Source organism: Microbacterium sp. EF45047 (genome assembly GCF_028472845.1).
GTDB classification, from domain to species: Bacteria; Actinomycetota; Actinomycetes; order Actinomycetales; family Microbacteriaceae; genus Microbacterium; species Microbacterium neungamense.
On the sequence record NZ_CP069429.1, the window covers coordinates 1,968,497 to 1,982,266 of the forward strand.

Below are 13,770 nucleotides of genomic sequence, written 5' to 3' on the forward strand. Positions count from 1 at the left end.
GATGAGCACCTACGCGCGTCCGCTCGCCGTCCGGCTCGCCGCAGCCGACGACGCGTGGCTCGCAGAGCTGTTCCACGCTCGCGGCGTGCGGGCGGATGCCCCATGGCAGGACTTCTTCGATGCCGCCGAAGCGCTGCTCGACACCGCCTCGGTGGAGCGGGCGCTGTGCACGCTCACCCGCGACGAGGCGGAGGCCCTGGTGCGCGCCGCGCGCGACGGCAGCGCGGGCGATCCCTCGCCGGGCCTGCACGCCCTCGCGCTGATGGACGACGACGGCCGCGTCCCGCCCCCTGTCGCCGCGATCGCGGAGCAGCGGGACGTGCCGCCGGCGCCGGTCGCCGCGGAGGCCGCGCCCGCGTCCGCCGAGGCGGCGGCACGCGCGGCCGAGCGCGCCTTCCAGACCGTGCGGGGCCTCGCCGACCTGCTGCTGAGCGCCCGCACCGCCCCGCTCACCCTCGTCGCATCCGGCGCCCTCGGCGCCGGTGAGCGACGCCGGCTCGCCGAAGGCGGGATGGATGCCGAGGTGCTCGACGAGCTGCGCGCCCTGGCCGTGACCGCGGACCTCGCCCGCCCCGTCGACCGGGAGCTGCGCATCACCCCCGCCGCCGGCGACTGGCTGGACTCCCCGTTCCGGCGCCGCTGGGCCCTGCTCGCCGAGGCGTTCCGGGAGAGCCTGCCGCGCGGCATCCGCACCGGCGCCGGCTGGATTCCGGTCGCGGCCTGGGACGACGCCCACCCCTGGGATCCGGGATGGCCCGCGGCGGTCGCGGCGCTGCGCAACCGGGCCGCCCTGCTGGGGCTCTCGGCCGACGACGGCGGCGAACCGGCCTGGGCGACACCCCTGCGGCGCGGCGAGCCGGCCGATGCCGAGCCGCTCGCCACCCTGCTGCCCTCGGAGGTGGACCGGGTCTTCCTGCAGAACGACCTCACCGCGATCGCGCCCGGACCGCTGCTGCCGGCGCTGGACAACCGGCTGCGGGCGATGACCGAGCACGACGCCGCGCAGGCCTCCTCCTACCGGTTCACCGCCGAGTCGATCGCCCGCGCCCTCGCGGACGGTGAGACCGGGCAGAGCATCCTGGACTTCCTCACCGGACTGTCGCTGACCGGCCTGCCGCAGCCGCTGTCCTACCTGGTGGCGCAGACGGCGCAGCGGCACGGCCTGGTCCGCGTGACGGCCGACCCGGCCCGCGGCACCGTGGTCTCCAGCACCGACGCGCACCTGCTGCAGGCGATCGAGGTCGACCGCGCGCTGCGACCGCTCGGCCTGGTCCGCGACGGCGAGGTGCTCGTCTCCCGGGTGGGCGCCGACACCGTCGCCTGGGCGCTCGCCGACGCGCGCTACCCCGCCACTCTCGTCGGCGGGGACGGGGCCGCGATCCCCCCGGCGCGCCGGCGCATGGCGGACGAGCATCCGGCCGCCGCCGCGTCCTATGCGCCGCTGATCGCCCGGCTGCGCGCGCATCAGGGTCCGGATGCCGATGCGGCGTGGCTCGACCGGGAGCTCGAGGCGGCCGTCCGTGCCCGGGCGGTCGTGCTCGTCGAGGTCGCCATGCCGGACGGCTCCAGCCGGGAGCTGGCGCTCGAGGCATCCGGCCTCGGCGGCGGCCGCCTGCGCGGCCGCGACCGCACCGCCGACGTCGAGCGCACCCTGCCGGTGCGCAGCATCCGCTCGGTGCGCGTGCTGGAGGGCTGAACGGTCCGGCCGGCGGGGGCGGCGGTAGACTGGTCTGCTATGTCTGATGGCCCTTTGATCGTGCAGAGCGATCGCACCGTCCTGCTCGAGGTGGCGCACGCCGACGCCGAGACGGCCCGGCACGAGCTGGCGATCTTCGCGGAGCTGGAGCGCGCACCCGAGCACATCCACACCTACCGGATCACGCGTCTGGGCCTGTGGAACGCACGGGCCGCCGGGCACACCGCGGAGGACATGCTGGAGACCCTGGAGCGCTGGTCGCGCTTCCCGGTCCCGCCGTCGGTGGCGGTCGATCTGCGCGAGACCGTGAACCGCTACGGCCGGCTCGTGATCGAGCGCGACGAGGAGGGCCGGCTGATCCTGCGCTCCAGCGACCCGGCCGTGCTCACGCAGGTGGCCGGCAACAAGCGCATCCAGCCGCTGCTGATCGGGCACCCCTCGCCGGATGCCTACGTGGTGGACGCCTGGGCCCGGGGCCAGATCAAGCAGGAGCTGCTGAAGATCGGCTGGCCGGCGGAGGACCTGGCCGGCTACACGCCGGGCACGCCGCACGAGATCGAGCTGGCCGAGGACGGCTGGCAGATGCGTCCGTACCAGCGCGAGGCGGTGGAGGCGTTCGCGAAGGACGGCTCCGGGGTCGTGGTGCTGCCGTGCGGTGCGGGGAAGACCATCGTCGGCGCCGGCGCCATGGCGAACACGAAGACGACCACGCTGATCCTGGTGACGAACACCGTCTCGGCCCGGCAGTGGCGCGACGAGCTGCTCAAGCGGACCTCGCTCACGCCCGAGGAGATCGGCGAGTACTCCGGCCAGGCCAAGGAGGTCAAGCCGGTCACCATCGCGACGTACCAGATCCTCACCGCCAAGCGGAAGGGCCAGTACGCGCACCTCGCCCTGCTGGACGCCATGGACTGGGGCCTCATCGTGTACGACGAGGTGCACCTGCTGCCGGCGCCGGTGTTCAAGCTCACCGCCGACCTGCAGGCGCGGCGCCGGATCGGGCTGACCGCGACCCTGGTGCGGGAGGACGGCCGGGAGGGTGACGTGTTCAGCCTGATCGGGCCCAAGCGGTTCGACGCGCCGTGGAAGCAGATCGAGGCGCAGGGGTTCATCTCCCCCGCCGCCTGCTACGAGGTGCGCGTCGACCTGCCGCCGGGCGACCGGCTCGAGTACGCGGCGGCGACCGACGAGGAGCGGTACCGGCTCGCGGCATCCGCCCCTGCCAAGATCAAGGCCGTGCGCGACCTGATCGCGAAGCACCCCGGCGAGCGCATCCTCGTGATCGGCCAGTACCTCGACCAGCTGGACACCCTGTCCGAGTCGCTGAATGCGCCGCAGATCACCGGGGCGACGCCGGTGGACGAGCGGGAGGAGCTGTACCGGCAGTTCCGCGAGGGCGAGATCTCGCTGCTGGTGGTGTCGAAGGTCGCGAACTTCTCGATCGACCTGCCGGAGGCGTCCGTCGCGATCCAGGTGTCCGGCTCGTTCGGGTCGCGGCAGGAGGAGGCGCAGCGGCTGGGGCGGCTGCTGCGGCCGAAGCAGTCCGGACACACCGCGAGCTTCTACACGCTGATCGCCCGCGACACCGTCGACCAGGACTACGCCCAGAACCGGCAGCGCTTCCTCGCCGAGCAGGGCTACAGCTACACCATCATGGACGCCGACGCCCTCGCCGCCTGACCACCCACCCGGAACGCCACATTGTGTCACCAGGTGCCAGTCCCCCAGGCCTCAACCCGCAGATCGCGACACAATGTGCCGGGAAGTGAGGGAGGTCAGCTGCGACGGAACCAGTCCAGGATCAATTCGGCCACCTCGTCGGGGGCGTCGTCGGTCATGAAGTGCGCGGCCCCCTCGACGAAAGCCAGCTCGAAGCGGTCGGCACGACGGTCGGCCTCGCGGCAGATCCGCCGGACGATCTCCTCCCGGAACGGCCCGTCCTCACGGCCGAAGGCGGCGAGAGTGGGCGGATGCAGCCGCATCCGCTTGTAGTCGCCACGGGAGAGCCGCATGACCTCCGGGATGACCATTCCGCGGTACAGCGCTCTCACGGCGCGGCTGACCTCGGGCCGGCTGTGCACCCGGAGGTACCCGTCGATCGTCTCGTCGGTCATCGGCGTCGCGGTCCACGGACCTCCGAACACCCAGCGCAGGGAGGCGCCCTCGCGGTGCCGCAACATCCGCGGCATGTGACGGAAGGCGGGAAGCAGCTTCGGGGTGAAGATCATGAATCCCGGCGGCACGGACAGCTGCACCGCCGAGCGCACCCGCTCCGCGTGCGCGTACGCGAGCTGCCCCGCGACCACGGACCCCAGGTCGTGGCTGACCACGCGGACGCGCGGCAGGCCGAGCGCGTCGAGCAGGGCGACGACGTCGTGCAGCATCGTCTCGCGCCGGTAGCCCTGCTCGTCGGCCTCGGTCCATCCGGAGCCGCGCAGGTCCGGGCAGATCACGCGGTACCCCGCGGCGGCGAGCCGCGGCCCGATCCGCCGCCACTGCCACCAGTGCTGCGGGAAGCCGTGCAGCATCAGCACCGGGTCGCCGGTGCCGATCGTCGCGATGTGGGTCCGCAGACCGGGTGTGTCCACCATCCGGTGCTCGAAACCCGGGGCATCCGGCAGCGGCGGCGACCACGTCGTCGTGCCGGCGGTGTGCGATGCGGGCGTGTCCATGATGAGCCTCTCCCTCGATGCGAGCAGGCCGCCCCAGCCATGCGCCCAATCTACTACGTTCATAGTAGTTTGTCACTACGTCTGTAGTATGACGTCATGAGCACCACCCGCGACCGCGCCCTGGATGCCGCCGTCGACCTTGTCGGCACCGAGGGCGTCCGCGCCCTCACCCACGCCCGAGTGGACGCCGCCGCCGGACTCCCCCCGGGGTCCACGTCGAACCACTTCCGCACGCGCGCCGCCCTGCTCGCCGGCGTGATCGACTGGATCGCGGAGAGCGAGCGGGCCGAGGGCGGCTTCCCCGCCCCGATCGAGACCGAGCAGGCGCTGGTCGACATGCTCGTCACCGCGATGGAGATCGAGTCCGGGCCGAGAGCCGCCCGCACCCGCGCCCGGTACGCACTGTTCCTCGAGGCCGTCGACGACGAGGCCGTCACACCCCTGCGCCGTCAGCGGCGCATCTTCGAGGAGTGGACGCGGTCGCTTCTCGGCGCGATCGGCGGCCCCGCCGCGGCCGAGCGCGCGCCGATGCTGATGGCCGCGTGCGACGGGCTGCTCCTGCACCGGCTCACGGTCGACCCCGACGCGCCCATCGCGGCATCCGTCACCCTCGCCGTCGCCGCCGCCGTGCACGGGCCCGCGGCCTGACCGCCGATCCGCGCACAATCAGCCGCCGCATGGCCCGGATCACCATAATGGGGACATGACTGATGCGCGCATCCTGGTCGTCGATGACGAACCCAACATCCGCGACCTGCTGTCCACGGGTCTCAGCTTCGCCGGATTCCAGGTGAAGACGGTCGCGAACGGCGCGGCCACCATCTCGGCCGTGCTCGAGGAGGAGCCCGACCTCATCATCCTCGACGTGATGCTGCCCGACATGAACGGCTTCAGCGTGACCAAGCGCCTGCGCGGCGCCGGCTTCACGGCGCCGATCCTCTTCCTCACCGCCAAGGACGACACCCAGGACAAGATCGAGGGCCTGAACGCCGGCGGCGACGACTACGTCACCAAGCCGTTCGCGCTCGACGAGATCGTCGCCCGCGCGCAGGCGATCCTGCGCCGCACCATGCAGGCCGACGAGGAGTCGGTGATCCGCGCCGGCGAGCTGTCGATGGACCAGGACACGCACGACGTGTACGTCGGCAAGACGCCGATCGAGCTCAGCCCGACCGAGTTCAAGCTGCTCAAGTACCTCATGCTGAACCCCAACCGGGTGCTGTCGAAGGCGCAGATCCTCGACCACGTCTGGGAGTACGACTTCAACGGCGACGCCGGCATCGTGGAGAGCTACATCTCCTACCTGCGCCGCAAGATCGACCCGCACACCGAGGAGTCGGTGATCCAGACCAAGCGCGGCTTCGGCTACATGCTCAAGGTCGGCAAGTAGCCGGCGAGGGGGCCGCATGGCGCACAAGCCCGACGCGGTCACCAGCTGGTGGCGGCGGATCAGCCTGAGGGCGAAGGTCACCGGCGTCACCGTCGCCGTCCTGGCTCTGGGGCTGGTCGTCGCCGGCATCGGCACGGTCCCCATCCTGCGCAACGCGCTGATCAGCAACATCGACGCGCAGCTGCCGGATCTCGCCAAGAGCGGCATCGCCGAGCGGTGGTTCGACATCGCGTCGGAGGGCGGCACCCTCGTCTTCACGCCGAAGGAGACCGCGCCCCGATCCTCCGACTACGTGTTCGCCGTGTACGGGGCGAACGGCACGCTGCTGGCGCGGGGCGGCGGGTCCGGGGCATCCGACGGCCCGGTGTTCCCGCGCACGCTCACCCTCGAAGCCGCGCACGCCCTCGAGGACCGCGCCCCGATCCCGCTGGAGAGCGAGGACGGCGCCGCGTACCACGGGGCGGTCTTCGTGGACGAGGGCCCCGGCGCGTACTACATCCAGTTCGTCGCCCTCCCCCTCGAGGAGGCCGACCGGATCATCGCCACCTACTTCGGGGTGTACACGACCGTCGCGCTGGTCACCATCCTCCTCGCGGCCCTGCTCATCCGCGGACTGGTCACCCTCACCTTCCGGAGGCTCGGGCACGTCGAGGCGACCGCCATGGCCATCGCCGCCGGCGACTTCAGCCAGCGCCTCACCGACCTGGAGCCGAGCACCGAGGTCGGCCGACTGAACGCCGCGATCAACACCATGCTGGATCGCGTCGACCGCTCCCTCGCGCAGCGCGACCGCACCGTCCAGAACATGCGGCGCTTCATCGGCGACGCCAGCCACGAACTGCGCACCCCGCTGGTGAGCGTGCGCGGCTACGCCGAGCTGTACCGGATGGGCGCGATCCGCGGCGAGGAGGACACCGCCCGGGCGATGGAGCGGATCGAGAAGGAGGCGATCCGGATGGGCGTGCTCGTCGAGGACCTCCTCGCCCTGGCGCGCCTCGACGAGGAGCGCGAACGCGAGATCCGGATCGAGCCGCTGGATCTGCGGCCGATCGCCCGGGACGCCGCGCTCGACGTGCGGGTGGCATCCCCCGGGCGCACCGTCACCGTGATCGACACCACCGCCGGGGATGCGCCGCCGGCGACCACGGCCCCGATCCCGATCCAGGACGCGCCGCCGGCGCCGCGCCCCCGTCCCGGCGTGGCGCTGTCGCGGCTGCGGCGCCGCCCGCGCCCCGCGCCGGAGGTGCCGTCGATCGATTTCACGGAGACGACGGATGCCCCGGTGCGCACACCCCCGATCGTGCTCGGCGAGGACAACAAGGTGCGCCAGGTGGTGACGAACCTGCTCGGCAACGCCCGCCGGTTCTCGCCGGACGACAGCCCGATCGAGATCGTCGTGGGCGCGGATCGACGGCGCGGCGTGGGCACGATCGCGGTGGTGGATCACGGCGAGGGCATCCCGCCGCAGATCCGGGAGCACATCTTCGAGCGCTTCTGGCGCGCCGACACCTCGCGGGCGCGGGAGACCGGGGGCGCGGGTCTGGGGCTCGCGATCGTGGCCTCGATCGTGGATGCCCTGAACGGGTCGGTCACGGTGGACGAGACGCCCGGCGGCGGCGCGACGTTCACGGTGGCGCTGCCGCTGGCCCCGCCGCAGGCGACGCCCGAGCATCTTCTCGAGGAGACGCAGCCGCTCGACCGGCTGGAGCTCTGACGGCGGCGGGCTCAGGCGGGAACTCTCGGCTCCTCCTCCACAGCGGATGCCTTTCGGCGAGTTCTGCACAGCGGCCGGGAACACGCCCTCGCGGCGCGGGCTCGCCGCGTAGCGTCGGAGACCCGTCGAGAGGAGTCCCCAATGACCGTCTTCACCGTCGACACCGACGCCGTCGATGCCGCGCACGGCGCCGTCCTCGGCACGATGTCCCGCCTGCAGACCGAATCCGGCACGCTGATGTCGCAGCTCACCCAGCTGCAGTCCGCGTGGACCGGCCCGGCCTCCGCCGCGTTCCAGGAGTGCAGCGAGCAGTGGCGCGCGGCGCAGCTGCACGTCGAGCAGGTGCTCGGGTCCATCGGCGGCGCCCTCGCCACGGCGGCGATGCAGTACGCCGAAGCCGACCAGTACTCGGCCAGCCTGTTCCGCTGACCCCCCTGGCGGAACGCAAAGCGCCCCCGGCCGGAGCCGGGGGCGCTGTGTCGCAGACGGACGTCAGATCGTCAGATCGTGGGTTTCGGCTCGTTCCGGCCCTCCGGACCGGAACTCGCTCAACCTTGACCCGATGTGGGCTCAACGCCGCTGCGCGGCATTGAGCCCACCCGCGTCAAAAGTCCATGCCGCCGGACGGGTCGGCCGGAGCGGCGGACGCCTTCTCGGGCTTGTCGGCCACGACCGCCTCGGTGGTGAGGAACAGGCCGGCGATCGACGCGGCGTTCTGCAGCGCCGAGCGGGTGACCTTGGCCGGGTCGATGATGCCCTGGGCGAACAGGTCGCCGTACTCGCCGGTCGCGGCGTTGAGGCCGTGGCCCGCGGGGAGCTCGGCGACCTTCGCGGCGACGACGCCCGGCTCGAGGCCGGCGTTGAGGGCGATCTGCTTCAGCGGAGCTTCGATGGCGACCTTGACGATGTTCGCACCGGTCGCCTCGTCGCCCTCCAGCGAGAGGCCCTCGAAGGCCTTCGTGCCGGACTGGATGAGCGCGACGCCACCACCGGGGACGATGCCCTCCTCGACCGCGGCCTTCGCGTTGCGGACGGCGTCCTCGATGCGGTGCTTGCGCTCCTTGAGCTCGACCTCGGTCGCCGCACCCGCCTTGATGACGGCGACGCCGCCGGCGAGCTTGGCGAGGCGCTCCTGGAGCTTCTCGCGGTCGTAGTCGCTGTCGGTGTTCTCGATCTCGCGGCGGATCTGGGTCACGCGGCCCTCGATCTGCGCGGAGTCACCGGCGCCCTCGACGATCGTGGTCTCGTCCTTGGTGACGATGACCTTGCGCGCACGGCCGAGCAGGTCGAGGGTGGTGTTCTCGAGCTTGAGACCCACCTCCTCGGTGATGACCTGGCCGCCGGTGAGGATCGCGATGTCCTGCAGCTGAGCCTTGCGGCGGTCGCCGAAGCCCGGGGCCTTGACGGCGACGGACTTGAAGATGCCGCGGATCTTGTTCAGCACGAGGGTCGCGAGAGCCTCGCCCTCGACGTCCTCGGCGATGATGACGAGCTCCTTGCCGTCCTGGATCACCTTGTCGACGATGGGCAGAAGGTCCTTGATGTTGGAGATCTTCTGGTTCGCGATGAGGATGTACGGGTCCTCGAAGACGGCCTCCTGGCGCTCCGGGTCCGTGACGAAGTAGGGGTTCAGGTAGCCCTTGTCGAAGCGCATGCCCTCGGTGAGCTCGAGCTCGGTGCCGAAGGTCTGCGACTCCTCGACCGTGACCACGCCCTCCTTGCCGACCTTGTCGATCGCCTCGGCGATGAGCTCGCCGATCGCGGTGTCGGCCGCGGAGATGGACGCCGTCGCGGCGATCTGCTCCTTGGACTCGATCTCCTTGGCGCCCTTGAGGAGCTCCTCGGTGATGGCGGCGACGGCCTTCTCGATGCCGCGCTTGAGCGAGATCGGGTCGGCGCCGGCTGCGACGTTGCGCAGCCCCTCGCGGACCAGCGCCTGAGCCAGGACGGTCGCGGTGGTGGTTCCGTCACCCGCGACGTCGTCGGTCTTCTTGGCGACCTCCTTGACCAGCTCAGCGCCGATCTTCTCGTACGGGTCGTCGAGCTCGATCTCCTTGGCGATCGACACGCCGTCGTTCGTGATGGTGGGGGCGCCCCACTTCTTCTCGAGCACGACGTTGCGACCGCGGGGGCCGAGGGTCACCTTGACGGCGTCGGCCAGGATGTTCAGGCCGCGCTCGAGGCCGCGGCGGGCCTCCTCATCGAAAGCGATGATCTTTGCCATGAGTTTTGTCGTCCCTCCCGGACGTAGGCGTTGGGTTTAGCACTCAGAGTCGATGAGTGCTAACGCCATTCTGGCACTCGCCCCCAGAGAGTGCAAGCCGCGGCGGAGGCGCGTCTACTCGGCGGGAGTCTCGGGCGCGGCGGCCGCCTTGTCCAGGCCGAGCACCACGGTCAGCTGCGGCGAATCGGAGTCGTTCAGCCCCGCGTAGAAGTCGCTCTTCTCGACCTCGGCACCGCCGATGAGCTCGGCCAGGCCGAGCGCGGCGGACACGTCGGCGTCGTCGACGAAGTACACGGTCGTCTGCGGGAAGTCCTCGCTGGCGCCGTCGCTGGCGAACACCGTCTCGGCGGTCCAGCCGTTGTCGAGCAGGGTCTGCCGCAGCTCCTCCCCGAGCCCTTCGTCGGGGGTCGCGTTCAGGATCATCACCCGGTACGAAGTGTCGATCTCCCCCTTCACTCCCGGGGTCGACGTCGTCACCGGGGCGGCCTCGGGGAAGAGGTCGATGCGGCCCATCACGACGAGCGAGGCGAAGATGCCGCCGACGATCAGCACGAGCGCGGCGGCCGCCGACCACAGCAGCACGATCCACCCGTTCATGCCGGGTGCTTCGGCGCGGTGCGCGCCGACACGCCCCGTCGAGCGGGGCACCTCATCGAATCGATCGCGGGGAGGGGTGGACACCACTCGATGCTATCGGCCCGTGGCCGGGAATCCGGTGCGGGCGGTCAGCCGACGAACCCGCGCATGCGGGCGGCGCGCTGCGCGGAGCGGGTGTCGCGGATGCGGCGCAGCCGGCGCACCAGCAGCGGGTCGTGCTCGAGCGCGGCCTCGCTGTCGATCAGCCGGCCGAGCAGCTGGTAGTAGCGCGCCGGGCTCATCCCCAGCTGCGCCCGGATCGTCTCCTCCTTCATGCCGCCGTGCCGCGGCCAGGCGGCTTCCAGCGCCAGGATCGCGCGGTCGCGATCGGTGAGCTCTCCGGACATGGCACCAGGCTATGCGGCATCCGCGCGGTTGCCCGTGCGCCACTCCCACCATCGGCCCAACGGATCCGCCGCGACCATCACCCGCCCGTCGAGCGCCACCGCCGAGCCCCGCCACGCGCCGGCGTCGAGCGGAGGGTCCCAGGCGTCGTGGAGACCGGGGGCGTCGATCGTGATCCACCGCGCGGGCAGGGCACGGATGCGGGAGATGAGCGCGAGCCGCGCCGCGCGCGGCAGGTACACGAGCACGCCCGGCGTCGTGATCACGAGCGTCGCATCGGCCGGTGCGCGGGCGGCGAGCTCGTCGATCCGCTCGGCGGCGTCCCCTGCGACCAGCAGCGGCGGGTCGGCGGCGGCGATGTCGAGAGCGGCCGTGATCCGCTCCTCCCGCTCCGTCTCCCCCGGCCACACCAGGCTGCGCATCCAGTCGCGGTCGGCCGATGACCGGGCGTCCAGCGGTGCGAGATCGATGCCGGCGCGCCAGACCACCTCCGGCATCCGCAGCGGCGGGAGCGGCCCGGTGACGGTGCTGGTGAGCACGACCGGCGACGCGCCGCCGCGCGGGTCGAGAGCCAGGCGCAGCGCGCCGTCGGCATCGCGCAACCGGTAGGAGTACCGGTCCGGGTACAGGCACAGCCCCGCCGCCGCACCGATCTCCAGCAGCGCGACCGGTCCCTCGATCCGGCTGAGGACCGGCAGCAGCGGCGCCAGCCGCAGCGGCTCGTTGGTCTGCACCCGGCGGCGGGTGCATTCGGCGACGACCGCGTCGGCGTGGGCGAGCACGAAGCGGCGCCATTGCGGATACGGGCCGGCCGTCGCGCCCTGCATCCGCGTCACCGCGAACACCAGCGGCGGCTGCCGGTGCGTCTCGGGGATGCGCGCGAGCACCTCCTGCACGTCGGCGTCCGCCGCGATCCCGGCCGCCCACTCCGCGTACACGTCGCTGCGCCCCGGCGCTTCCTCTGCGGCGAACCGCTCGAAGCGCGCGCGCACGGCATCCGTCATCCTCCCATTCTCGCCTTCCCGCCTCCGCCGGCCCGCGAACGCGATAGAATGGAGCGGAACCCCTGGAGGAGACATGTCGTACAGCGTGAACAAGACCGAGGACGAGTGGCGCGCGGAGCTCGGCGAGCAGGAGTACGCGGTGCTGCGGCAGGCGGCGACGGAGCGCCCGTGGACGGGCGAGCTGCTGGATGAGAAGCGCGAGGGCCTGTACACGTGCGGCGCCTGCGGCGCGGAGCTCTTCAAGAGCGGCACGAAGTTCGACTCCGGATGCGGCTGGCCGAGCTTCTACGAGTCGATCCGCCCCGAGGCCGTGGAGCTGCGGGAGGACAACAGCCTGGGCATGCAGCGCACCGAGGTGCTCTGCGCGACCTGCGGCTCCCACCTCGGGCACGTCTTCCCGGACGGCTTCGGCACCCCCACCGGCGACCGGTACTGCATGAACTCGGTCGCGCTGAAATTCACCCCCGACCCGTCGTGAGCGCGCTCGAGGCCGTCCGGGCGCGGCGGTCGTGGTCAAAGGTCACCCAGGATGCGCCCAGCCGCGAGGAGCTGCTCCCGCTGATCGCCGCCGCCGGGCGGGTCGCCGACCACTCCTCGCTCAAACCATGGCGCCTGATCGAGCTGCGCGTGCAGGACCGCGAACGGCTCGGCGCCGCCATCGCGAAGGCGGAGGGGGACAAGAAGCCCTCCAGCAAGCCGTTGCGCGCGCCGCTGCTGATCGCGGTCGTGGCCAGCTACCGCAAGAGCGACAAGGTGCCGCACTGGGAGCAGGAGGCGGTGGCGTCCGGGGTCGCGCACATGCTGAGCCTGCTCCTGGACGAGGCCGGCTGGGGCGTGATCTGGCGCACGGGTCACTACACCCGCGCCAAGGCGGTCGCGAAGGCGCACGGGCTGAAGAAGGACGAGGAGCTGCTCGGCTGGCTGTACGTCGGCGGGAAGCCGTCGCGGAAGCGGCCGGGACGGCGCAAGCCCGTGGACGCCGAATCCTTCCTCAGCCGGATGCCGGCGAAGGCCAAGACACCGAAGAAGTCCGACAAGCCGGAGAAGTCCGACAAGCCGGAGAAGTCCGAGAAGCCGGAGAAGTCCGAGAAGCCGGCCTGACGCTCAGGCCCGGCGCCGCCGCGGCAGGGCCACGAGCACGGACGCCGCGGCCACGACGACCATCGCGAGCAGCTGCCACAGCGCGGGGCCTCCGGTCGCCGGCCAGAGCAGGTCGATGACCACGGAGGTGGTCAGCTGCCCGAGCACGGACCCGAGGCCCATCAGCAGGACGCCGGTATGCGCCACCAGGAACGCCCCGAGCAGGATGTAGGCGAAGCCGAGGAAGCCGCCCAGGTACAGCCACGGGTCGGACGGCAGGCGCTCCGGCATGCCCCGCACCGCCACGCTCGTGCTCGCGGCCAGGACCAGCACGATCGTGCCGGCGAGGAAGCTCATCAGCGTCGCCGCCAGCGGCGATCCGGTGCGCTGCGCGAGCCGGCCGTTCGCCCCGGCCTGCCAGGCGATCCCGGCGCCGGTGAGGAAGGGCAGCAGGAGCAGCCAGAGCGGGGCGGATGACAGTACGTCGCCGCTCAGCGAGATGCCGACCGCGGCGAGCGCGAGCAGCCCGCCGATGAGGCGCCCGGGGGTGACCGCGACGACCCCGGCGGGGCCGAAGCCGATCCGGTCGAGGAGCAGCCCGTGCAGGGTCTGCCCGGCGACGACGCCGACCGTGAAGAGGGAGACGCCGAGCACACCGGCGACGAGCCCCTGAGTGGAGACGGTCAGTGCGCCGCAGCATCCGCCGAGCAGCATCCAGAACGGGATGCTGCGGGCCCGGATGCCGGATGCCAGGCGGGCGACGCCCGCACGGGCCGAGGGCAGGAACGGCGTGACGATCAGGATCGCGACCAGGCCGACGAAGAAGGAGATGAATCCGGCGACGATGCCGTCGTCGATGCGCACCCCGAGCACGCCGTTGATGCGCGCCTGGGCCGCCGTCATGGCGCCGATCGCCACCGCGCCGCCGAGCGCCGCGAAGGCGGGCAGCGGTCGGGACTCGGTCATTTCTGGAACCCTACCCGAGCCGGATGTCGCCGCCGGTCGCTAG

At 72.0% G+C, this 13,770-nt stretch carries 14 protein-coding genes; 8 read left to right on the plus strand and 6 right to left on the minus strand.

Annotation, left to right across the window (positions count from 1 at the left end; genetic code table 11):
- Position 1: 1 nt before the first annotated feature.
- The gene (locus JRG78_RS09580) at positions 2 to 1,696 is read left to right on the plus strand and encodes a helicase-associated domain-containing protein (protein ID WP_272653341.1); all 1,695 of its coding nucleotides are present in this window, start codon (positions 2 to 4) and stop codon (positions 1,694 to 1,696) included.
- Positions 1,697 to 1,735: 39 nt separating this feature from the next.
- Positions 1,736 to 3,376 carry a DNA repair helicase XPB gene (locus JRG78_RS09585; RefSeq protein ID WP_259606456.1) on the plus strand — a complete coding sequence of 547 codons (1,641 nt, stop codon included), beginning with the start codon at positions 1,736 to 1,738 and terminating at the stop codon, positions 3,374 to 3,376.
- 95 nt (positions 3,377 to 3,471) lie between these two features.
- On the opposite strand, the gene JRG78_RS09590 is transcribed toward JRG78_RS09585, so the two are convergent.
- Complete coding sequence (locus JRG78_RS09590; RefSeq protein WP_259606457.1) at positions 3,472 to 4,368, minus strand: alpha/beta fold hydrolase; 897 nt, start codon at positions 4,366 to 4,368, stop codon at positions 3,472 to 3,474.
- Between the two features lie 96 nt (positions 4,369 to 4,464).
- Here JRG78_RS09590 and JRG78_RS09595 point away from each other — a divergent pair, with 96 nt between their 5' ends.
- From JRG78_RS09595 to JRG78_RS09610, 4 genes are all read left to right on the plus strand, one after another.
- On the plus strand, positions 4,465 to 5,016 hold the full coding sequence (locus tag JRG78_RS09595; protein ID WP_259606458.1) for a TetR/AcrR family transcriptional regulator: 552 nt from the start codon (positions 4,465 to 4,467) through the stop codon (positions 5,014 to 5,016).
- A gap of 55 nt (positions 5,017 to 5,071) precedes the next feature.
- Complete coding sequence (locus JRG78_RS09600; RefSeq protein ID WP_259606459.1) at positions 5,072 to 5,758, plus strand: response regulator transcription factor; 687 nt, start codon at positions 5,072 to 5,074, stop codon at positions 5,756 to 5,758.
- A gap of 16 nt (positions 5,759 to 5,774) precedes the next feature.
- On the plus strand, positions 5,775 to 7,472 hold the full coding sequence (locus tag JRG78_RS09605) for a sensor histidine kinase (RefSeq protein ID WP_259606460.1): 1,698 nt from the start codon (positions 5,775 to 5,777) through the stop codon (positions 7,470 to 7,472).
- A gap of 141 nt (positions 7,473 to 7,613) precedes the next feature.
- Positions 7,614 to 7,901: a WXG100 family type VII secretion target gene (locus tag JRG78_RS09610; RefSeq protein WP_259606461.1), complete on the plus strand. Its 288-nt coding sequence runs from the start codon at positions 7,614 to 7,616 to the stop codon at positions 7,899 to 7,901.
- 175 nt (positions 7,902 to 8,076) lie between these two features.
- Here the strand turns inward: JRG78_RS09610 and groL are convergent, their stop codons facing one another.
- From groL to JRG78_RS09630, 4 genes are all read right to left on the minus strand, one after another.
- The gene (gene groL, locus JRG78_RS09615) at positions 8,077 to 9,696 is read right to left on the minus strand and encodes a chaperonin GroEL (RefSeq protein ID WP_259606462.1); all 1,620 of its coding nucleotides are present in this window, start codon (positions 9,694 to 9,696) and stop codon (positions 8,077 to 8,079) included.
- A 114-nt stretch (positions 9,697 to 9,810) separates the two neighbouring features.
- Complete coding sequence (locus JRG78_RS09620; protein WP_336297683.1) at positions 9,811 to 10,377, minus strand: LytR C-terminal domain-containing protein; 567 nt, start codon at positions 10,375 to 10,377, stop codon at positions 9,811 to 9,813.
- 44 nt (positions 10,378 to 10,421) lie between these two features.
- Complete coding sequence (locus JRG78_RS09625; RefSeq protein ID WP_259606464.1) at positions 10,422 to 10,679, minus strand: DUF3263 domain-containing protein; 258 nt, start codon at positions 10,677 to 10,679, stop codon at positions 10,422 to 10,424.
- Positions 10,680 to 10,688: 9 nt separating this feature from the next.
- The gene (locus tag JRG78_RS09630; RefSeq protein WP_272653343.1) at positions 10,689 to 11,681 is read right to left on the minus strand and encodes a DUF2332 domain-containing protein; all 993 of its coding nucleotides are present in this window, start codon (positions 11,679 to 11,681) and stop codon (positions 10,689 to 10,691) included.
- 73 nt (positions 11,682 to 11,754) lie between these two features.
- Between JRG78_RS09630 and msrB the strand changes: the two genes are divergently transcribed.
- The gene (gene msrB, locus JRG78_RS09635; protein WP_259606466.1) at positions 11,755 to 12,159 is read left to right on the plus strand and encodes a peptide-methionine (R)-S-oxide reductase MsrB; all 405 of its coding nucleotides are present in this window, start codon (positions 11,755 to 11,757) and stop codon (positions 12,157 to 12,159) included.
- Positions 12,156 to 12,782: a nitroreductase family protein gene (locus JRG78_RS09640; RefSeq protein ID WP_259606467.1), complete on the plus strand. Its 627-nt coding sequence runs from the start codon at positions 12,156 to 12,158 to the stop codon at positions 12,780 to 12,782. Before msrB ends, JRG78_RS09640 begins: the two co-directional genes overlap by 4 nt.
- Before the next feature lie 3 nt (positions 12,783 to 12,785).
- On the opposite strand, the gene JRG78_RS09645 is transcribed toward JRG78_RS09640, so the two are convergent.
- Complete coding sequence (locus JRG78_RS09645; RefSeq protein WP_259606468.1) at positions 12,786 to 13,727, minus strand: DMT family transporter; 942 nt, start codon at positions 13,725 to 13,727, stop codon at positions 12,786 to 12,788.
- Positions 13,728 to 13,770: the final 43 nt, after the last annotated feature.

What these genes read in the sequence shown, in the direction of transcription:
- JRG78_RS09580 (WP_272653341.1), top strand. Translation starts at nt 2, where the DNA reads ATGAGCACCTACGCGCGTCCGCTCGCCGTCCGGCTCGCCGCAGCCGAC.
- JRG78_RS09585 (WP_259606456.1), top strand. Translation starts at nt 1,736, where the DNA reads ATGTCTGATGGCCCTTTGATCGTGCAGAGCGATCGCACCGTCCTGCTC.
- JRG78_RS09590 (WP_259606457.1), bottom strand. Translation starts at nt 4,368, where the DNA reads ATGGACACGCCCGCATCGCACACCGCCGGCACGACGACGTGGTCGCCG.
- JRG78_RS09595 (WP_259606458.1), top strand. Translation starts at nt 4,465, where the DNA reads ATGAGCACCACCCGCGACCGCGCCCTGGATGCCGCCGTCGACCTTGTC.
- JRG78_RS09600 (WP_259606459.1), top strand. Translation starts at nt 5,072, where the DNA reads ATGACTGATGCGCGCATCCTGGTCGTCGATGACGAACCCAACATCCGC.
- JRG78_RS09605 (WP_259606460.1), top strand. Translation starts at nt 5,775, where the DNA reads ATGGCGCACAAGCCCGACGCGGTCACCAGCTGGTGGCGGCGGATCAGC.
- JRG78_RS09610 (WP_259606461.1), top strand. Translation starts at nt 7,614, where the DNA reads ATGACCGTCTTCACCGTCGACACCGACGCCGTCGATGCCGCGCACGGC.
- groL (WP_259606462.1), bottom strand. Translation starts at nt 9,696, where the DNA reads ATGGCAAAGATCATCGCTTTCGATGAGGAGGCCCGCCGCGGCCTCGAG.
- JRG78_RS09625 (WP_259606464.1), bottom strand. Translation starts at nt 10,679, where the DNA reads ATGTCCGGAGAGCTCACCGATCGCGACCGCGCGATCCTGGCGCTGGAA.
- JRG78_RS09630 (WP_272653343.1), bottom strand. Translation starts at nt 11,681, where the DNA reads ATGACGGATGCCGTGCGCGCGCGCTTCGAGCGGTTCGCCGCAGAGGAA.
- msrB (WP_259606466.1), top strand. Translation starts at nt 11,755, where the DNA reads ATGTCGTACAGCGTGAACAAGACCGAGGACGAGTGGCGCGCGGAGCTC.
- JRG78_RS09645 (WP_259606468.1), bottom strand. Translation starts at nt 13,727, where the DNA reads ATGACCGAGTCCCGACCGCTGCCCGCCTTCGCGGCGCTCGGCGGCGCG.